This is a genomic window from Simplicispira metamorpha (assembly GCF_004341365.1).
Classification (GTDB): domain Bacteria; phylum Pseudomonadota; class Gammaproteobacteria; order Burkholderiales; family Burkholderiaceae_C; genus Simplicispira; species Simplicispira metamorpha.
Genome location: NZ_SLXH01000027.1, coordinates 22,177 through 41,481, shown reverse-complemented (window position 1 = coordinate 41,481; position 19,305 = coordinate 22,177). Strand labels below are relative to the sequence as shown.

Genomic DNA, 19,305 nt, shown 5'->3' with positions numbered 1-19,305 from the left:
GCCCTTGCCAACCACCCCCACCAGTTTCCTGCGCCGCCTGCAAGCCTGGTGGGCCCACTTGCTGGAAGTACCCAGCGATGCGCCCCTGCGACTGTGGCTGTGGCGCCTGTTGGTGCGTCCAGCCGTGCCGGGCGACAGTATTTGGGCCAGTCTGGCCTCCGGCGCCTACCGCCTGCTGGGTGCTGTAGCGTGGCTGCTGACCAGCTCCATCAAGCTGACGGCCAGGTTGCTGTATGCCGCCGCCTGGCCCGTGCGTTTGGCCATGCGCTGGCTGGACAAGCTGGCACCGCACATCAACGTTACCGCGTCAGGGCGTTTGGCCGATCGCTATCTGGGGCCCGTGCTGGCCTTGCCCGGCGCCCGGTGGATCGCTCTGGGACTGGGCACTTTGGCGGCGATCCTGGTCATGACCACGCCCTTCACGTGGTTTGGCCAGACCTTGTTCATGGTGCTGGCGTGGGCACTGGCCATGGTGCTGCGGCGCCTGCCGGGGCAGTACCCCACACTCATGCTGGCCACCCTGAGCCTGCTGGCCATGGGCCGGTATGCCTGGTGGCGCCTGACGTCCTCGCTGGAATTTGAATCGCCCATGGAGTACCTCCTGGGCTACGGCCTGCTGCTGGCCGAGGCCTACACCTGGCTGGTGGTGGTGTTTGGTTTTATCCAGACGGCCTGGCCGCTACAGCGCCCCACGGCACCACTGGTCGGCACGCCACAAGAATGGCCCAGCGTGGATGTGTTCATTCCCACCTACAACGAACCCCTGAGCGTGGTGCGCGCCACCGTGCTGGCAGCGCTGGCACTCGACTGGCCCGCCGACAAACTCAATGTATTCATTCTGGACGATGGCAAACGCGAGGAGTTTCGAGAGTTTGCCGAGTCGGTGGGCGTGCGGCACATCACCCGCACCAACAACCGGCATGCCAAAGCAGGCAATCTGAACCACGCCCTGGAAATCACCCACGGCGAACTGATCGCCATTTTTGACTGCGACCACATCCCCACCGAGTCTTTTCTGACCAGCGCCGTAGGCTGGTTCCAGCACGACCCGAAGTGCGCCATGCTGCAAACGCCGCACCATTTTTTCTCGCCCGACCCGTTCGAGCGCAACCTGGGCACCTTCCGGCGCGTGCCCAACGAAGGGGCACTTTTTTACGGCCTGATCCAGGACGGCAACGACTTCTGGAACGCCACCTTCTTTTGCGGCTCCTGTGCCGTGATCCGGCGCGCTCCGCTGATGGAAGTGGGCGGCATTGCCGTCGAAACCGTGACCGAAGACGCGCACACCGCCCTCAAGCTGCACCGCCGGGGCTACACCACGGCCTACATGAACCGCACCTTGGCCGCTGGCCTGGCAACCGAGAGCCTGTCGGCCCATGTGGGCCAGCGCATTCGCTGGGCGCGCGGTATGGCGCAGATTTTCCGCACCGACAACCCCTTTCTGGGCAAGGGGCTGACGCTGTGGCAGCGCATTTGCTACAGCAACGCCATGCTGCACTTTTTCTTCGGACTACCGCGCCTGGTGTTCTTGACGGCGCCGATGGCGTTTCTGTTTTTCGAGTGGCACATCATCAACGCTGGCGCCATCATGATTGCCCTGTATGTGTTTCCCTACATCTTGCAGTCCAACATTGCCAACGCCCACGTACAAGGCGAATACCGCCACAGCTTCTGGGCCGAGGTGTATGAAACCGTGCTGGCCTGGTACGTGGCCTGGCCTACGACGGTGGCACTGATCAACCCGCGCATTGGCACGTTCAACGTCACGGCCAAAGGCGGTTTGGTGGCGCAGCCGTACTTTGACTGGGGTATTTCACGCCCCTACACCATCCTGGTGTTACTGAACTTCCTGGCTTTTGGCGTAGGTTTGGGGCGCTTGTTCTTCTGGAATACCCACGAAACCGCCACCGTGCTGCTCAACCTGCTGTGGACGGCCTACAGCATCCTGATTCTGGGCGCTGCCTTGGGCGTGGCAGCCGAGTCGCGCCAGGTGCGGCGCATGCACCGGGTCAATACCCGCATGCCCGCCACCCTGTTTCTGGATGACGGACAGGTGCTGCGCGCCCAATGTGTGGATTTCTCGATGACCGGCGTGGGCCTGCACATGGCCGCCGGTACGCCCCTGGTTGCAGGACAAAAAGTCCATCTCGGTTTATGGCGTGGCCAGATGGAATGCGTCTTTCCTGCCACCGTGGCACTGCAACGCCACAGCGGTGAAGTCGGTCTGGAATTCGACCCGCTGGATACCCAGCAGCAAATCGACCTGGTGCAATGCACCTTTGCCCGCAAGGACGTGTGGCGTGACTGGAACGAGAGCCATGACACCGACCGCCCACTGCAAGGCCTGCAAGAGATTGCCGAACTGGGCGTACGCGGCTACCGCACCTTCGGGCACACCTTGGCCACCGATGCGCGCAGCTTTCTCACACGCCTCATGCCGCGTTCACGCACGCTCTGAATCGAGATTCCATGCACTACTGGAATCTTTACTTTTTGCTCAAGACTGGCCTGTTTTATCGCGGCTACACGGGCTTTGATTGGGTACTGAACCTGGCCTTGGGCACCGCTTTGGCATGGCCCATGCCACAGGGCCGTTGGCGTCGGTTGCGCAGCGTCCTGGCCTGGCCAGCAGCGCTGGCACTGCTCTACAGCGACTCCTATTTGCCCCCGCCAGGGCGCGTGCTCTCGCAGGCCAAGGCATTGCTCGGCTTCAGTGCCGACTACTGGCTGGAGTTGCTACAGCGTGTCTTCAGCCCCACACTGGCGATGGGCCTAGTGGTCATCATCGGCAGCTACAGCCTCCTGGCGCGGCGCATCCGTTTTGCCACGCTGGCGCTGGCAGGTATTTTGAGCGTGCCCATGGTGCAGTTCCTGCAAACCGATGCAGCCGACCCCCACACCAGCGTGGCCGGTCTGGGCGATGCCAACGCCAGCGCAGCCACCCAGCAGCCCGGCACCCCCGACGAGCTGGTGCGGGCCTTTTATGCCGAGCAAAGCCAGCGGCGCATACAGTTCAGCGCCAGTACCACTCCACCGCCGTTTGACATCATCTTGCTGCATGTGTGCTCGCTGTCATGGGACGACATGGAGTTTGTCGGAATGCGCGACCACCCGCTGCTACAGCGCTTTGACGTGGTGTTCACCGATTTCAACAGCGCTGCCAGCTACAGCGGCCCGGCCTCGCTGCGCGTGCTGCATGGCACCTGCGGCCAACAGCGCCACCAGCAAATCTACGAAGGCGAAGACCCAGCCTGCTATGTATTTCCCAGCCTGGAAAAAATAGGCTACCAAACCGGCGCCCTGCTGAACCATGACGGTGTGTATGAAAATTTTGCCACCATGCTGGAACAAAAAGGGGGCCTCCAGGGCAAGCTGCTGCCCAACCAGAGTGCGCCAGTCCACATGCAAAACTTTGATGGCTCGCCCATCTACAACGATTACGCTCTGCTGTCGCAGTGGTGGAAAAAACACACTGCGCAAGGCCGATCGCCCACCGCGCTGTACTACAACACCGTATCGCTGCACGATGGCAACCGGGTTCCCGGCATCACCTCGCGCAGCAGCCTGGACACCTACAAGCCGCGCCTGGTACAGCTGCTGGCCGACTTCGACCGCTTCATCAATGATCTTGAAAAGAGCAAACGCCCCGTGGCACTGATTCTGGTGCCCGAGCATGGCGCCGCTTTGCGCGGCGACAAAATGCAAATTTCAGGGATGCGTGAAATCCCCAGCCCGCGCATCACGGTGGTGCCCACCGCCGTCAAGCTGATTGGCCTGCCGCTGCCAGCCGCCCCTGTCGGCACACCGGCCAACAACACGCCCACCGCGCCGCTGGTGGTCAACCAGCCCATGAGCTACCTGGATCTGTTTGCCCTGTTGAACGACTGGTTCACCGACAACCCTTTTGCGCCCCAGCCCCTGCAAACCCTGGCCGAACGCATCGCCAAACTCCCCGGCACGCGCTTCATTTCCGAAAACGCGGACGTGGTCACGCTGCGCAACGACGCGGGCCAATACTTTCTGAAGTCGGGCAACGACCCGTGGATCAAATACGCGCCCTGACGGCGCCTCCATCGTGGCGCGCCAAGGGCGGGAAGCAGGGCACCGGTGGTGGTGCTTTACCGGCGGCTATCAGGCCGCCAGGGCGTCGGCGCGCGCTTGGGCGGCGGCAAAGTCCAGATCGCCCGAATAGATGGCCCGGCCGCAAATCACACCTTCCACACCCTCGCTCTCGACGGCGCAGAGCCGTTCGATGTCTTGCATGCTGCCCAAGCCGCCCGAGGCAATCACCGGAATGGTCAGCGCCTGCGCCAGCTTGACGGTGGCATCGATGTTGATGCCCGAGAGCATGCCGTCGCGGCCAATGTCGGTGTAGATGATGGACTCCACGCCCCAGTCCTGGAACTTCTTGCCCAGGTCGGCCACCTCGTGGCCGGTGAGCTTGCTCCAGCCGTCGGTGGCCACTTTGCCGTCCTTGGCGTCCAGACCCACGATGATGTGACCCCCAAACGCAGTACAGGCGTCTTTGAGGAAGCCGGGGTTCTTCACCGCTGCCGTGCCAATGATGACGTAGCGCAGGCCACCGTCGATGTATTTCTCGATCGTGTCCAGGTCGCGGATACCACCACCGAGCTGCACCGGAATATCGTCGCCCACCTCTTTCAGGATGGCCTGGATGGCAGCGTAGTTTTTGGGTTTGCCAGCAAAGGCACCGTTCAAATCGACCAGGTGCAGGCGGCGCGCGCCCGCATCCACCCACTTGCGCGCCATGGCGGCCGGGTCTTCACCAAAGGTGGTCGATTGGTCCATATCGCCTTGCTTGAGGCGAACGCAGTGGCCGTCCTTGAGGTCGATGGCGGGAATGAGCAGCATGGTGGATTTACGGGAGAGAAAAGGGCCTTCACAGGTTGGGCCCGAACAGGATGAATCGGCTTTGTAACGGCAGAGCGGCACAAAGGCAAGCGCTCAGGGGTTCCAGTGCAAAAAGTTACGGTACAGCGCCAGGCCCTGGTCCGCACTTTTTTCCGGGTGGAATTGGGTGGCAAAAATATTGTCACGGGCGATGGCAGCGGCAAACGGGCCACCGTAATCGGCCTCGCCCGCGCAGTGGCGCGCGTCCTGTGGCCGGGCGTAGAAGCTGTGGACGAAGTAGAAATAGCTGTTGTCCGGCACCCCGGCCCAGACCGGGTGCACGGCGCCGCCGTGTGCCACCTGGCGCACGGTGTTCCAGCCCATTTGCGGCACCTTGTAGCGGCTGCCATCGCTTTGCAGCTTGCAAGCCAGATCGAATTTGAGCACCTCGCCCGGAATCAGGCCCAGGCCGGGGGTATCGCCCTCGGCGCTGTGGTCGAGCAGCATTTGCATGCCCACGCAGACGCCAAACAATGGTTTGCTGGCAGCGGCTTCCAGCACCGACTCGCGCAACCCCGAGGCCTGCAACTCGTGCATGCAGTCGGGCATGGCGCCCTGACCGGGCAGCACGATGCGGTGGGCCGCGCGCACTTCGTCAGGCTGGGCGGTGACGCGCACCGTCCAGCCCGAGCCCTCGGCAGCCGCCATCACGGCCTGTGCCACCGAGCGCAGATTGCCCATGCCGTAGTCCACGACCGCGACGATTTTTGCTTCTGTATTCATAGCTGGTTGCGCTTGCCTGGCAAGCGTTTGAGGCCGATTTGGCTTGAAATTAGAGCAAGCCCTTGGTCGAGGGAATGGTGCCCGCCGCGCGCGCATCGCGCTCCACGGCAAAGCGCAGGGCGCGGGCAAAGGCCTTGAAAGCGGTTTCGCACTGGTGGTGGGCGTTGACGCCGCGCAGGTTGTCAATGTGCAGCGTGGCGCCCGCGTGGTTGACAAAGCCCTGAAAGAACTCATGCGTCAGCTGCGTGTCGAAGGCGCCAATCATGCCGCTGGTGAACGGGATGTTCTGCACCAGGCCGGGGCGGCCCGAGAGGTCGATCACCACGCGCGTCAGCGCCTCGTCCAGCGGCACATAGGCGTGGCCGTAGCGGCGCAGGCCCTTTTTGTCGCCCACGGCGCGGGCCACGGCCTGGCCGAAGGTAATGCCCACGTCCTCCACGGTGTGGTGGCCGTCGATGTGCAGGTCGCCATCAGCGTGTACTTCGAGGTCAATCAGGCCGTGGCGGGCGATTTGCTCCAGCATGTGGTCAAAAAAACCAATGCCCGTGTGCAGGCTGGACTGGCCCGTGCCGTCGAGGTTGATGCGCACAGTGATGCGCGTCTCGGCGGTATTGCGGCTGACTTCAGCGATGCGGTCGGTGGAGGTGGAGGGGATCAGGGCAGAAGAGGTCATATCGAAGCCTGGAGCGCGTCCAGCATGCGCGCATTCTCGGAGTCACTGCCTACGGTCAGGCGCAGGCAGCGGGCCAGCAAGGGGTGCATTGTAGAAACGTTCTTGACGAGAACCTTGCGCTCGCGCATGCCAGCGAAGGCGCGGGCGGCGTCGGGCACGCGCACCAGCACCATGTTGGCCTCGCTGTCCCAGACGTGCTCCACGCCGGGCATGGCGCGCAGGGCGGCAATCAGGCGCGTGCGCTGGACGCGCAGCTCGGCGGCCTGGGCGGCAAACACGTCGGCATGCTCCAGGGCGAACAAAGCGGCCTCGCAATTGAGCACGCTCACGTTGTAGGGTGGGCGCACCTTGTCGATCTCGCCCACCAGCGCAGCCGGGCCGATGAGATAACCCAGGCGCACCCCGGCCAGGCCAAACTTGGAGAGCGTGCGCATGAGCAGCACATGGCTGTTGCGCGCAGGCTCAGCGCGCATGGCGTCCAGCCAGGTGCGGCTGGCAAAGGGCTGGTAGGCCTCGTCCATGACGGCGATGCCACCCACTGCCGCCACGGCATCCACGGTGCGCTGCACCACCGCCGCATCCCACAGCGTGGCCGTGGGGTTGTTGGGGTAAGCGATGTAGGTGATGGCTGGGCGGTGCTGAGCGATGGCGGCCAGCATGGCGGCCTCATCCAGCGCAAAGTCGGGGGTGAGCGGCACGCCGACAAAATCCAGCCCCTGCAACTGTGCGCTCATGGCGTACATGACAAAGCCGGGCACCGGCGCCAGCACCACCGGGCGCTGGCCATCGGCACCGGGCGGCAGCGCGCAGGCCAGCGTCACCAGGCTGATCAGCTCGTCAGAGCCATTGCCCAGGATGAGCGCGCAGCCTTCGGGCAGGCCAACGTACTGCGCCAGCGCGGCGCGCAAATCGTCGTTGCGGGGGCCGGGGTAACGGTTCAGCTCCAGGGCACCCAGGCGCTGGCCCAGCGCAGCCTGCAAATGCGGCGGCAGGCCGAAGGGGTTTTCCATGGCATCCATCTTCAGCAGGCCGTCGGCGCTTTGCACGGTGTAGGCGTGCATGGCGCGCACGTCGGGGCGGATGCGGTTCAGAGGGTTCAGCGGTGCGGTCATGTCAACGGTCTTTCAAGCGCATTTCAGCGGCCTGTGCGTGGGCTTGCAAGCCCTCGCCGTAGGCCAGGGTGGCGGCGATGGGGCCGAGTTTCTGCGCGCCCTGCGCGCTCACTTCGATGATGCTGCTGCGCTTCTGGAAGTCGTACACGCCCAGTGGCGAAGAAAAACGCGCCGTGCCGCTGGTGGGCAGCACGTGGTTGGGGCCCGCGCAGTAATCCCCCAGCGATTCGCTGGTGTAGGCGCCCAGAAAAATGGCGCCCGCATGGCGCAGCAGCGGCTCCCAGCGGTGCGGCTCGTGGCTGGACACTTCCAGGTGCTCGGGGGCGATGCGGTTGCTGATGGCGCAGGCCTCTTCCATGCTGCGCGTGTGGATCAGCGCGCCCCGGCCCGTGAGGCTCTTGGCGATGATCTCGGCGCGCGGCATGGTGGGCAGCAGGCGGTCGATGGCGGCCTGCACGGCATCGATGTAGGCGGCGTCGGGACACAGGAGGATGGACTGCGCCAGCTCGTCGTGCTCGGCCTGGCTGAACAAATCCATGGCCACCCAGTCGGGGGGCGTGGTGCCGTCGGCCAGCACCAGAATCTCGCTCGGGCCGGCAATCATGTCGATGCCCACGGTGCCAAACACATGCTTTTTGGCGCTGGCCACGTAAGCGTTGCCAGGGCCGGTGATTTTGTCCACCTTCGGCACCGTCTGCGTGCCATAGGCCAGCGCGGCCACGGCCTGTGCGCCGCCGATGGTGAAGGCGCGCGTCACACCCGCCACATAGGCGGCGGCCAGCACCAGCAGGTTCTTCTCGCCGCGTGGTGTGGGCACCACCATGATGATCTCGGGCACCCCGGCCACGTGTGCGGGGATGGCATTCATCAGCACGCTGCTGGGGTAGGCTGCCTTGCCGCCGGGTACATAGATGCCCACGCGGTCGAGTGGCGTCACCTTCTGGCCCAGCAGGCTGCCGTCTTCGTCACGGTAGCTCCAGCTCTCGCCGCAGGCTTTTTTCTGTGCCTCGTGGTAGCTGCGCACCCGCGCAGCCGCAGCTTGCAGTGCCTCGCGCTGGGCAGAGGGGATAGCGTCAAAAGCGGCTTTCAGCTCGGCCTGCGTCAACTCCAGGGCTTGCAGGGTGGGCACCTGCAAGTTGTCAAAACGGGCGGTGTAGTCCAGCACAGCAGCATCGCCCCGCTTTCGCACATCGGCCAGGATGTCGGCCACGCGCTGCTCGATGGCTGCGTCCTGGTCGGCCGACCAATGCAGACGTGCCTGGAAGTCGGCTTCAAAACAGGCGCTGTCGGTGCGCAAACGGGCAGGCGTGGCTTTCATGGCTTTCTATCGCAGTAGGAAAAAGGCGGAGGCTTATTCGGAATCGGCAGACACTTCACGCGTCTTGCGGTTGTAGCGCAGGGTGATTTTGTTCAGTTCGCACAGGTTGAAGCCTTCCCATTCGACTTCGGAATCATCGTCAGCGAACACCACCTGGATGTCCTGAACACAGTTTTTGGTATCACCAAACTTGAACTTGCGGGCCTGGCCGTTGAGCAACTGGTTGCTGCCCAGGCGGTCTTTGCCCCAGTTGTCTTTTTTCGTGGGCGAAATAAAGACCTCATTGATCGCATACCCGGTGCGGTTGACCAGGGTGAAATCCGCGTCTGCGGCGTGGGACATACCGCTCAGGGCCAAAAATCCCAGCAAAACTGCTTTCTTCAACATACGTGCCTTTGATCCATCGAAGGAATTGTTACGCGCAGATACCGTATCCGCGCGGGCGCGATTGTGTTCCTGCCCCGGCACACTGGCAAGCACGCTGTGGGAGCGGGCACAGCAGATCAAGACGCAGCCGGAATGGCCGACGCAAACGCATCAATGATGCGACGCAGGGGGGCCATCTTGAGCTTGAGCGCGGCCTGGTTGACCACCAGGTGCGAGCTGATGTCCATGATGCGCTCGACCTCCATCAGGTGGTTGGCCTTGAGCGTGTTGCCCGTGGAGACCAGATCGACAATGGCGTCGGCCATGCCCGTCAGGGGCGCCAGCTCCATGCTGCCGTAGAGCTTGATCAAATCAACGTGCACGCCCTTGCTGGCAAAAAACTCGCGGGCAATGGCGGTGTATTTGGTGGCCACCTTCAAACGCGAGCCCTTCTTGACCGCCTGGGCATAGTCAAAATCGGTGCGCACGGCCACGCTCACGCGGCATTTGGCAATCTGCAAATCCAGCGGCAGGTACAGGCCCGAACGGGCCGCCCCGCCCCACTCGGCGCTGTGCTCGATCAACGTGTCTTTGCCGCACACGCCCATGTCGGCGCCGCCGTACTGCACATAGGTGGGCACATCGCTGGCGCGCACCAGCACCACGCGCACTTCAGGGCGGTTGGTGGGCAGGATGAGCTTGCGGGACTTTTCCGGGTCTTCCAGCACCTCGATGCCAGCGGCGGCCAGCAGCGGCATGATTTCATCGAAGATGCGACCCTTGGACAGGGCCAGCGTGATGGTGGCAGCAGGTGGGGTGTGGCTCATCTAGATTCTTTCAATGTCGGCACCAATGCCGCGCAGCTTGGCTTCCATGCGGTCATAGCCCCGGTCGAGGTGGTAAATGCGATCGACCACGGTTTGGCCATCGGCCACCAGGGCCGCAATGACCAGGCTGGCCGATGCGCGCAAATCGGTGGCCATCACGGCGGCGCCCGACAGGCCCGCGCCCGCTGCGCCGCCCAGCCCCTCGACCACGGCCACGCGGCCATCCACCTGGATGCGCGCGCCCAGCCGCAGCAGCTCGTTGACGTGCATGAAGCGGTTTTCAAAAATGGTTTCAGTGACCGCTGCCGTGCCCTGGGCCACGCAGTTCAGTGCCATGAACTGCGCCTGCATGTCGGTGGGGAAACCGGGGTATTCCGTGGTGCGAAAGCCCTGTGCCTTGAGCTGGCTGGCGCCTGCGCTGCGCACGCGGATGCCGCCGTCTTCGGCCTGCACATCGGCGCCCGCTTCGCGCAGCTTTTCCGTGACGGCGTCCAGGTGGTCGGCACGGGCATGGCGCAGGAACACATCGCCGCCCGTGGCTGCCACGGCGCACAAAAAGGTGCCCGCCTCAATGCGGTCGGCCACCACGGCGTGCTGGCAGCCGTGCAAGCGTTCCACGCCCTGGATGCGGATGCGGCTGGTGCCGTGGCCCTCGATGCGCGCGCCCATCTTGATGAGCATCTCGGCCAGGTCGGTGATTTCGGGCTCCTGGGCGGCGTTTTCCAGCACGGTTTCGCCCTCGGCCAGCGTGGCGGCCATGAGCAGGTTCTCGGTGCCGGTGACGGTGACCATGTCGGTGGTGATGCGCGCGCCCTTGAGCCGCGTCCAGCCCTCGGGCAGGCGGGCAATCATGTAGCCGTGCTCGACCACGATGTGCGCGCCCATGGCTTGCAGGCCCTTGATGTGCTGGTCTACCGGGCGCGAGCCAATCGCGCAGCCGCCGGGCAGCGACACCGTGGCCTCGCCAAAGCGCGCCAGCAGCGGCCCCAGCGCCAGCACCGAAGCGCGCATGGTCTTGACCAGGTCGTAGGGGGCCTCGGGGGTGGACAGCGCGCTGGCATCAATGCGCACGCTGCCGTCGTCTGCACGCTCAGCCGACACGCCCATGTTGCGAATGAGCTTGAGCATGGTGGCCACGTCTTGCAGGTGCGGCACGTTGGCCAGCAGCACCGGCTCGGGCGTCAGCAGGGCCGCGCACAGCTCGGGCAGGGCCGCATTTTTGGCGCCCGAGACGAGCACTTCGCCGTGCAGGGGCCTGCCACCGCGGATAAGGAGTTTGTCCATGGCTGAAAACCCGGAAATATCAAAAAAGAAAGAAATTGGCCTTCAAGGCTTGCGGGATGGGCGCTTACAGCTATTAAATTAATAGCAATTTAGCCACCCTGCGCGGGCCTCAGCCCTGCACTTGCACAGCCCACTCGGCTGGGGTGAAGGTTTTCATCGACAGGGCATGGACTTCGTCGGTCTGCATGCGGCTGCCCAGGGTGGCGTACACGCGCTGGTGGCGCGCGATGGCGCGCAGGCCCTCGAAGGCGGGCGAGACGATGGTGGCATACCAGTGGCGGCCATCGCCTTCGACGGTGAGGTGGTCACAGGGCAGGCCCGCGCTGATGAGTTGCTGGAGTTGTTCGGCGTTCATGTCAAAAGCTCAGGGGAGGCGGTAAAAACACAGCAAAAGCGCTGGCAATGTTCAGGAGCGGATCTTGTAACCCGTGCGCAGCAGGTGCAGCGCCAGTGCACTGACGCACACCAGTGCCGTGCCGACGATGGCCAGACTCAGCCAGGGCGAGACATCGCTCTGGCCAAAAAAGCCGTAGCGAAAACCGTCGATCATGTAGAAAAACGGGTTCAGGTGGCTCAGCGTCTGCCAGAACGAGGGCAGCGAGTTGATCGAATAGAACACGCCCGACAAAAACGTCATGGGCATGATGAGGAAGTTCTGGAAGGCGGCCATCTGGTCAAACTTGTCGGCCCACAGACCGGCAATCAGCCCCAGCGCGCCCAAGAGCGCCGCGCCCAGCAGGGCAAACACCACAATCCACAACGGTGCGGCAAATTCGGGCGTAGAAAAACCCAGCGTAACCAGAAACACGCCCAACCCCACCACCAGCCCGCGCACCACCGAGGAGCCCACATAGGCCACAAACCAGGCCCAGTGCGACAGCGGCGTGAGCAGCAAAAACACCAGGTTGCCCATGATCTTGCTCTGCACCATGCTGGACGAGCTGTTGGCAAAGGCGTTTTGCAGCACGCTCATCATCACCAGCCCGGGCACCAGAAACGTGGCGTAGTCGATGCGGTCATAGACCTTGACGTGGTCTTGCATGACGTGGCCAAAAATCAGCAGGTACAGCGCCGCCGTGAGCACGGGAGCGGCAACGGTCTGGAAGCCCACCTTCCAGAAGCGCAGCACCTCTTTGTAAAACAGCATTTGCCAGCCGGTCATGCGCCGCGCCCTCCTGTGGCCGCAGCCATCACACCCAAAAACACGTCTTCCAGGTCAGCGCGGCGGATTTCCACGTCCTGCGCCTCCACACCGGCCTGGCGCAGCGCGGCCAGGTGCTGTTCGATTTCCTGCGTGTCGTGGGCCACCATCTGCACCACGCGCCCGGTAACGCGCGCCTGCGCGGCCAGCGCGGGCGGCAACACGCTGTCGGTTTTGAACACCAGCACGTTGCCTGAAGCGGCCTTGAGCAGCTCGGAGGTAGCGTCCAGCGCCACCACGCGGCCACTTTTGAGCATGGCGATGCGCCCGCACAGTGCCTCGGCCTCTTCCAGGTAATGGGTGGTCAGCAGCACCGTGTGGCCTTCTTTGTTCAGGCGGGCGATGAAGTGCCACAGCGTCTGGCGTAGCTCCACATCGACGCCTGCGGTGGGCTCGTCCAGCACGATGATGGGCGGCTTGTGTACCAGCGCCTGCGCCACCAGCACGCGCCGCTTCATGCCGCCCGAGAGCTGGCGCATGTTGGCGCCCGCCTTGTCGGCCAGGCCCAGGCTGTCGAGCAGTTCGTCGATCCAGTCGTCGTTGTGCTGCACGCCAAAGTAGCCGGACTGGAAACGCAGCGCCTCACGCACATTGAAGAACGGGTCGAACACCAGCTCTTGCGGCACGATGCCCAGCTTGCGCCGGGCGGCAGCGTAGTCGATTTGCACATCGCTGCCCTGTACCAGCACGCGGCCACTGGTGGCGCGCGTCAGGCCCGCCAAAATGCTGATGAGGGTGGTCTTACCCGCACCGTTGGGGCCCAGCAGGCCGAAAAATTCGCCCTGCGCGATGTCCAGGCTCACATGGTCGAGCGCATGGAATGGGCCGTTGGGCGTTTGGTAGGTCTTGCAGACAGATTGGAAAGAGATAGCGGGCATGGAAGCGGGCCATTTTAGGGCCAGGGGAGCACGGGAGAGTCAGTCGGCGGCGGGCAGCAGGTCTTGCACGCCGTACAGCACGGCCATGCTGGCCAGCGCAGGGGCCAGGCACTGCACGGCAAAGGTCTGGCCTCGCTCCAGCGCCGTGCGACGGCACTCCAGCAGCACGGCCAGCGCGGAGGTATCGAACTGGGTCAGCGCACGCGCATCGACCACAGCGCGGGCGCCGGGCGGCAGTGCTAGCACGCCCCGGCGCAGCACCTGCAGCACGGCGCGGGCCTGGCGGTGGGTGAGTTCAGCGGGCAGCACCAGCATGGCAGGGGGCGGCAAGGGCGCGTCAGCCCCGGCCTGCATTGGCTTTGTTGCGCGCGGCCAGGGTGCTGATCAGGCCGTCAATGCCTTTGGCGTTGATCTCCTGGGCAAACTGGCTGCGGTAGGTCTCGACCAGCCACACGCCGAGCACGTTGAGGTTGTAAATCTTCCAGCCTGCGCCCACGCCGGGGGTTTTTTCCAGGCGGTAGTCCAGCTGAATGGGGTCGCCACGGCCACGCACTTCGGTGCGTACCAGCACGTCTTTGTCTTCGGGCGCAGCGCGCAGCGGCTTGACGATGATGGTCTGGTCATTGACCTGGGCCAGCGCGCCCGCGTAGGTGCGCACCAGCAGGGTTTTGAACTCGTCTTGCAGGCGCTTTTGCTGCTCGGTGCTGGCCTGGCGCCAGCCCGGGCCCACGGCGGCGGCGGTCATGCGGCGAAAGTTCACGTTGGGCATGATGGTTTTGTCCACCAGCACAATGATTTTGTCGATATCGCCCGCCTTGATCGCCTTGTCCGCGCGCAGCGCATCCAGCACTTCGGTGGACAGGCGCTGCACCAGCACATCGGGGGCCTCATCGGCAGCGTGGGCGGGCAGCGCGGTGCCCATGCCCAGTGCCAGTGCAGCGGCCAGGGTGGCCGCCAGGCGGCCCAGAAAACGTCGGTTCATCGGTTCAGTCCTTGGATGGCGGGGCCAGTCACTGTGCGGGTTCGGGGGGCAGCATGCCGTCGCTGCGGCTGGCATCATCGTCGTCACGGACGGTGCCGTCACCGCTGCGGCCCGGCCCGGCCGCACGCTGGCTGCGCACTTGCAGGAATACATCGCGGGTAAAGCTGTATTTGTCCAGCGCGGCCGAGTCCAGCACCTCGCCAGCGCGCAGCAGGTTCGAGCGCACATCCACCGCGCGCAGCACATACAACGCGTTGCGCGGGGCGTCGGGCGTGACTTCGCGCAGCAAATTGCCCTTGGCGTCCACCGGCAGGGCCAGCGTGTCGCGCACCGTCGATGGCCCGAGGATGGGCAGCACCAGGTAGGGGCCGGGCGGTACGCCCCAGTGCCCCAAGGTCAGGCCGAAGTCTTGTTTGTGGCGCTCAATGCCCATCTCGCTGGCCACGTCCAGTACACCGCCCAGGCCCAAGAACGTGTTGGTGCTGAAGCGGAAAAAGCTGGCCAAGGCCCCTTCAGCACGCAGTTGCAGGGTGTTATTGACAAACGACCAGGCATCGCCCAGGTTGGCAAAAAAGTTGCTCACGCCAGTGCGCGCCATGGCGGGCACGGCCTGCTGGTAGGCGGTGGCCACGGGCTTGAGCACCGCTGCGTCCACGCCATCGTTAAAGCGCGTCATGCTGCGGTTGTAAGGCTCCAGCGGATCGCGTGGATCGGCGTTGGGGCCACTGGCACAGCCTGCCAAGGCCAGGACGCACAACGCCAACGCGGGCGCGAGGCGGCGGCCCACCATGCGGTTACAGGCCGGGCCTGCGGGTAAGGAGTGGGTCATTTGGGTTTACCTGTAGCAGCCGGTTCAGCCTCGGCCGCCTTGCTAAAAAGAAACTGGCTGATCAGATTTTCCAGCACCACGGCAGATTGGGTGGCCGTGACCACATCGCCGTTGGCCAGGTTGGCTTCGTCGGCACCGGCCTCGATGCCGATGTACTGCTCGCCCAGCAGGCCGCTGGTGAGAATTTTGAGCGAGCTGTCTTTGGGAAACACGTAGCGCTCTTGCAACGCCAGCGTCACGCGGGCCTGGTAGGTTTTGTCATCAAACTCGATGGATTCGACGCGGCCCACTACCACCCCGGCGCTGCGCACTGCCGCCTGGGGCTTCAAGCCGCCAATGTTGTCAAAGCGGGCCGTGATGCGGTAGCCCGATTCAAAGTTCAGGTTCAGCAAATTGGCGGCCTGCAAGGCCAGAAACACCAGCGCCGCTGCGCCAATCAAGACAAACAGGCCCACCCAGACATCGTTCTTGGATTGCTGCATTGTGATTTTTCCTTGTGTCGCGCTGGCCGCTGCCAGCGTCAGATACTGAACATCAGGGCCGTGAGGACAAAGTCCAGCCCCAGCACCGCCAACGAGGCCACCACCACGGTGCGCGTGGTGGCGCGCGACACGCCCTCGGGCGTGGGCCGGGCGGTGTAGCCCTGGAGCAGCGCCACAAACGTCACCGCAAAGCCAAACACCACGCTCTTGATGACGCCATTGCCCACGTCGCTGAACACATCGACGCCGCCCTGCATCTGGCTCCAGAACGAGCCTGCATCGACGCCGATCAGGCCCACGGCCACGATCCAGCCGCCAATCACACCCACCGCATTGAACACCGCTGCCAACACGGGCATGGCGATCACGCCACCCCAGAAGCGCGGCGCCAGAATGCGGCGCACCGGGTCCACGGCCATCATTTCCATGGCGCTGAGCTGCTCGCCCGCGCGCATCAGGCCGATCTCGGCTGTCAGCGCCGTGCCCGCGCGCCCGGCAAACAACAGCGCCGTGACCACTGGCCCCAGCTCGCGCAGCAGGCTCAGCGCCACCAGCTGGCCCAGTGCCTCGGTGGAGCCAAAATCCTGCAACGTATAAAAGCCCTGCAAGGCCAGCACAAAGCCGACAAACAGGCCCGACACGGCAATGATGGACAGCGAATAGTTGCCCAAAAAATGCACCTGGTCGCGCACCAGGCCGGGGCGGCGCAGCGCAGCGCCCAACAGCCACAGCAGCCGCACAAACAGCCGCGCACCCTGGCCCACATCTGCCAGTTTGCAACGCACCGCAAAACCCACGTCTGCCGGGCGATACCAGCTCATGGCCGCCCCCCGGGCGCAGGGCCAAAGTCTTGTGCCACGTCAGGGCCCGGGTAATGGAAGGGCACCGGCCCCGTGGGCAGCGCGTTGACAAACTGGTGCACCAGCGGGTCCGTGCTGTGGCGCACGGCCTCGGGCGTGCCCTGGGCCGCAATGGTGCCGGGCCCCAGAACGATCACATGGTCGGCCAGCGCAAACGTGGCGTCCACGTCGTGCGACACCAAGATGGTGGTCAGCCCCATGGCATCGTTGAGCTGGCGGATCAATTGCGCCGCCGTGCCCAGCGAGATCGGGTCTAGCCCGGCAAAGGGCTCGTCGTACATCACCAGCTCGGGGTCCAGGGCAATCGAGCGCGCCAGCGCCACGCGCCGGGCCATGCCGCCCGAGATTTGCCCCGGCATCAGGTCGCGCGCACCGCGCAGGCCCACGGCGTGCAGCTTCATCAGCACGATGTCGCGCACCAGGGCCTCGGGCAGGTCGGTGTGCTCGCGCAGCGGAAACGCCACGTTGTCGAGCACGCTCATGTCGGTAAACAGCGCGCCAAACTGGAACAACATGCCCATGCGCCGGCGCGCGGCATACAGCTGCGCCATGTCCATGCGGCCCACGTCCTGGCCATCGAACAGCACCTGGCCCTGTTGCGCCTTGTGCTGGCCGCCAATCAGGCGCAGCACGGTGGTTTTACCCCCGCCCGAAGCGCCCATGATGGCCGTGACCTTGCCACGCGGCACCGCCAGCGACAGCCCACGCAGCACGGGCCTGTCGCCGTAGCTGAAGTGGACGTCGCGCAGCTCGACCAGCGCGCCAGGAGAAGTTGCAGGAGAGGATGAGGGCATGGTGGAATAGGCGGCAACGCTTGCCAGCGACCAGCAAAGGGGGAGCGCAACGCCAACCCGCAATGATATGGGGTAAACCATAACGATGAACCACCCGCACCACAGCGCCCCTACGTCCGCTTATGGCATAGCACGCCAGACGGCAGGCCTGCACCTGATCGGTGACTTGCACGGCTGCCGGTGCGACCCCCGCCTGATGCTCGATGCCACCCATCTGCAAGATTTTTGCCAAGACCGTGTGGCCGCAGCGGGCCTGACCGCCGTGGGCAGCCTGTTCCACCGCTTTGGCGAGGGCAGCGGCGTGACCGGCGTGGTGGTGCTGGCCGAATCGCACCTGAGCATCCACACCTGGCCCGAGGCGGGCTACGTCACGCTGGACGTGTATGTATGCAACTACTCGGCCAACAACCGCCCCAAAGCCGAACAGCTGTTTACCGAGCTGCAAGCCGCCTTTGCCCCAGCCCAGCCGCAGGTGCAGCGCGTGGAGCGCGGATAATTCAAGTATCAAAACAGCCTCCAGCGCCCGGACAGTGGGCGCTATCAGCTATCATTTTTGAAGTTCCCGACAGGTCACGGCACCGCCTGCGGATCAAAGCATGTGGTTCAGAAAAGCCCGCGTGCGCGCGTGCTGCGGGTTGGCAAAGAAGGCTTGCGCTGGCTGGGCCTCGATCAGCTCGCCCGCGTCCATGAAGACCACGCTGCTGGCCACCTCGCGGGCAAAGCCCATTTCGTGCGTCACCACCAGCATGGTCATGTGCTCGTCGGCCAGCTGGCGCATGGTGCGCAGCACCTCGCCCGTCAGCTCGGGATCGAGGGCAGAGGTGGGCTCGTCAAACAGCATGATGTCGGGCTCCATGGCCAGCGCACGGGCGATGGCCACGCGCTGCTTTTGCCCACCCGACAGGCGCGCCGGGTAGTTGTGGCGCTTGTCCAGCAGCCCCACCTTGGCCAGCAAAGCCTCGGCTTTGGGGGTGATGTCGGCGCTGGCCAGGCCCTTGACGCGCAGGGGCGCCTCGATCACGTTCTCCAGCACCGTCAGGTGCGGGAACAGATTGAAGTGCTGGAACACCATGCCCATCTTGCGGCAGATGCGGCGCACCTCGCGCTCGCTGGCGTAGTGGCAGCGGCCCTGGGCATCGGTCTGCGCCAGCACCTCGCCCTCAATGGCGATGCGGCCGCTGTCGATGGTTTCCAGGTGGTTGAGGCAGCGCAAAAAGGTGCTCTTGCCCGAACCCGAGGGGCCAATCACCGCCACCACCTCACCCTGGCGCAGCGTGAGCGAGACGTTTTTCAGCACCGGCGTGGCGCCAAAGCGCTTGTGCAGGCCCTGCGCTTCAATCATGGGCGCGCCAGCATGGTCGCCAGCGTCACTGGTCTTGTTTGGCATATCGTTTCTCCAGGCGCTGGAAGCCCCAGGTCAGCACCAGGGTCATCAGCAGGTAAAAGGCTGCCGCCACGATGAACGGCGTGGTCGTGAAGTCGCGCTGCACGATGCCGCGCGCAGCGCGCAGCAGGTCGTTCAGGGCCAGCACGTAGATGAGCGAGGTGTCTTTGACCAGGGTGATGGTCTCGTTGCTCATGGGCGGCAGAATGCGCCGCACCATCTGCGGCAGCACGATGCGGCGCATGGTCTGGCCGTAGGTCATACCCAGCACCTTGGCGGCCTCGTACTGGCCCCGGTCAATCGACTGGATGCCCGCGCGAAAAATCTCGGCAAAGTAGGCCGCGTAGTTCAGCGCAAAGGCCAGCACTGCCGCCGGAAAATCGGGCAGGCGCACGCCAATCACCGGCACAAACGGCAGCGCAAAGTAGATGAACAGCATTTGCAGCATCAGCGGCGTGCCGCGCATGAGCCAGATGTAGCCGTTCACGGCCGCGCTCAGCGCCGCCCAGCGCGAGGTGCGCGCCAGCGCCAGCACCAGCCCCAGGGGCACGGCCAGCGCCAGCGTGATGAAGAAAAGCTTGAGGGTAACGGTGGCGCCTTGCCACAGCGGCCCCAGCATGGAAAGCGCGTAGTCCATGGGTAGTGGCAATCAAAAAATGCAAAACACCGGCTGGCCGCAGC

General features: G+C 64.4%; 22 protein-coding genes. 3 read left to right on the top strand and 19 right to left on the bottom strand.

What is annotated here, in order from left to right:
* Positions 1-4 precede the first annotated feature (4 nt).
* Entirely contained in the window at positions 5-2,458 is a 2,454-nt protein-coding gene (gene bcsA / locus EV674_RS13855) for a UDP-forming cellulose synthase catalytic subunit (protein WP_241524982.1), read from the top strand.
* Positions 2,459-2,469: 11 nt separating this feature from the next.
* Positions 2,470-4,062, top strand: coding sequence for a cellulose biosynthesis protein BcsG (gene bcsG, locus EV674_RS13850; protein WP_119014014.1), 1,593 nt, complete (start codon positions 2,470-2,472; stop codon positions 4,060-4,062).
* 69 nt (positions 4,063-4,131) lie between these two features.
* Here the strand turns inward: bcsG and hisA are convergent, their stop codons facing one another.
* The 17 genes from hisA to EV674_RS13765 all read right to left on the bottom strand — a co-directional run bounded on the left by hisA (position 4,132) and on the right by EV674_RS13765 (position 17,240).
* Positions 4,132-4,872 (bottom strand): 1-(5-phosphoribosyl)-5-[(5-phosphoribosylamino)methylideneamino]imidazole-4-carboxamide isomerase, encoded by a 741-nt coding sequence (gene hisA, locus EV674_RS13845; protein WP_119014015.1) that lies wholly within the window; start codon positions 4,870-4,872, stop codon positions 4,132-4,134.
* Positions 4,873-4,965: 93 nt separating this feature from the next.
* Complete coding sequence (hisH, locus tag EV674_RS13840) at positions 4,966-5,634, bottom strand: imidazole glycerol phosphate synthase subunit HisH (RefSeq protein WP_119014016.1); 669 nt, start codon at positions 5,632-5,634, stop codon at positions 4,966-4,968.
* Between the two features lie 49 nt (positions 5,635-5,683).
* On the bottom strand, positions 5,684-6,307 hold the full coding sequence (gene hisB / locus EV674_RS13835; protein ID WP_119014017.1) for an imidazoleglycerol-phosphate dehydratase HisB: 624 nt from the start codon (positions 6,305-6,307) through the stop codon (positions 5,684-5,686).
* Positions 6,304-7,419: a pyridoxal phosphate-dependent aminotransferase gene (locus tag EV674_RS13830; RefSeq protein WP_119014018.1), complete on the bottom strand. Its 1,116-nt coding sequence runs from the start codon at positions 7,417-7,419 to the stop codon at positions 6,304-6,306. Before EV674_RS13830 ends, hisB begins: the two co-directional genes overlap by 4 nt.
* Before the next feature lies 1 nt (position 7,420).
* On the bottom strand, positions 7,421-8,737 hold the full coding sequence (gene hisD / locus EV674_RS13825) for a histidinol dehydrogenase (protein ID WP_119014019.1): 1,317 nt from the start codon (positions 8,735-8,737) through the stop codon (positions 7,421-7,423).
* Between the two features lie 33 nt (positions 8,738-8,770).
* Complete coding sequence (locus tag EV674_RS13820) at positions 8,771-9,217, bottom strand: hypothetical protein (protein WP_241524983.1); 447 nt, start codon at positions 9,215-9,217, stop codon at positions 8,771-8,773.
* Between the two features lie 23 nt (positions 9,218-9,240).
* Positions 9,241-9,930: an ATP phosphoribosyltransferase gene (hisG, locus tag EV674_RS13815; RefSeq protein ID WP_119014021.1), complete on the bottom strand. Its 690-nt coding sequence runs from the start codon at positions 9,928-9,930 to the stop codon at positions 9,241-9,243.
* A complete protein-coding gene (gene murA, locus EV674_RS13810) occupies positions 9,931-11,214 on the bottom strand; it encodes a UDP-N-acetylglucosamine 1-carboxyvinyltransferase (RefSeq protein ID WP_119014022.1) in 1,284 nt (427 codons plus the stop codon).
* 109 nt (positions 11,215-11,323) lie between these two features.
* The gene (locus EV674_RS13805) at positions 11,324-11,569 is read right to left on the bottom strand and encodes a BolA family protein (protein ID WP_119014023.1); all 246 of its coding nucleotides are present in this window, start codon (positions 11,567-11,569) and stop codon (positions 11,324-11,326) included.
* Between the two features lie 51 nt (positions 11,570-11,620).
* On the bottom strand, positions 11,621-12,376 hold the full coding sequence (locus EV674_RS13800) for an ABC transporter permease (RefSeq protein WP_119014024.1): 756 nt from the start codon (positions 12,374-12,376) through the stop codon (positions 11,621-11,623).
* Positions 12,373-13,293: an ABC transporter ATP-binding protein gene (locus EV674_RS13795; RefSeq protein WP_119014025.1), complete on the bottom strand. Its 921-nt coding sequence runs from the start codon at positions 13,291-13,293 to the stop codon at positions 12,373-12,375. The genes EV674_RS13800 and EV674_RS13795 overlap by 4 nt, the downstream gene beginning before the upstream one ends.
* Before the next feature lie 39 nt (positions 13,294-13,332).
* Entirely contained in the window at positions 13,333-13,608 is a 276-nt protein-coding gene (locus tag EV674_RS13790) for an STAS domain-containing protein (RefSeq protein ID WP_119014051.1), read from the bottom strand.
* Positions 13,609-13,630: 22 nt separating this feature from the next.
* Positions 13,631-14,275 carry an MlaC/ttg2D family ABC transporter substrate-binding protein gene (locus tag EV674_RS13785; RefSeq protein ID WP_119014026.1) on the bottom strand — a complete coding sequence of 215 codons (645 nt, stop codon included), beginning with the start codon at positions 14,273-14,275 and terminating at the stop codon, positions 13,631-13,633.
* Between the two features lie 28 nt (positions 14,276-14,303).
* Entirely contained in the window at positions 14,304-15,104 is an 801-nt protein-coding gene (locus EV674_RS13780) for an MlaA family lipoprotein (RefSeq protein ID WP_119014027.1), read from the bottom strand.
* The gene (gene mlaD / locus EV674_RS13775) at positions 15,101-15,586 is read right to left on the bottom strand and encodes an outer membrane lipid asymmetry maintenance protein MlaD (protein ID WP_119014028.1); all 486 of its coding nucleotides are present in this window, start codon (positions 15,584-15,586) and stop codon (positions 15,101-15,103) included. Before mlaD ends, EV674_RS13780 begins: the two co-directional genes overlap by 4 nt.
* 38 nt (positions 15,587-15,624) lie before the next feature.
* Positions 15,625-16,407: a lipid asymmetry maintenance ABC transporter permease subunit MlaE gene (gene mlaE / locus EV674_RS13770; protein WP_119014029.1), complete on the bottom strand. Its 783-nt coding sequence runs from the start codon at positions 16,405-16,407 to the stop codon at positions 15,625-15,627.
* The gene (locus EV674_RS13765) at positions 16,404-17,240 is read right to left on the bottom strand and encodes an ABC transporter ATP-binding protein (protein ID WP_119014030.1); all 837 of its coding nucleotides are present in this window, start codon (positions 17,238-17,240) and stop codon (positions 16,404-16,406) included. Before EV674_RS13765 ends, mlaE begins: the two co-directional genes overlap by 4 nt.
* 85 nt (positions 17,241-17,325) lie before the next feature.
* Between EV674_RS13765 and speD the strand changes: the two genes are divergently transcribed.
* On the top strand, positions 17,326-17,736 hold the full coding sequence (speD, locus tag EV674_RS13760) for an adenosylmethionine decarboxylase (protein WP_119014031.1): 411 nt from the start codon (positions 17,326-17,328) through the stop codon (positions 17,734-17,736).
* Between the two features lie 93 nt (positions 17,737-17,829).
* On the opposite strand, the gene EV674_RS13755 is transcribed toward speD, so the two are convergent.
* The gene (locus tag EV674_RS13755) at positions 17,830-18,627 is read right to left on the bottom strand and encodes an amino acid ABC transporter ATP-binding protein (protein ID WP_277749428.1); all 798 of its coding nucleotides are present in this window, start codon (positions 18,625-18,627) and stop codon (positions 17,830-17,832) included.
* Positions 18,608-19,261: an amino acid ABC transporter permease gene (locus EV674_RS13750; protein WP_119014032.1), complete on the bottom strand. Its 654-nt coding sequence runs from the start codon at positions 19,259-19,261 to the stop codon at positions 18,608-18,610. The genes EV674_RS13755 and EV674_RS13750 overlap by 20 nt, the downstream gene beginning before the upstream one ends.
* Positions 19,262-19,305 lie beyond the last annotated feature (44 nt).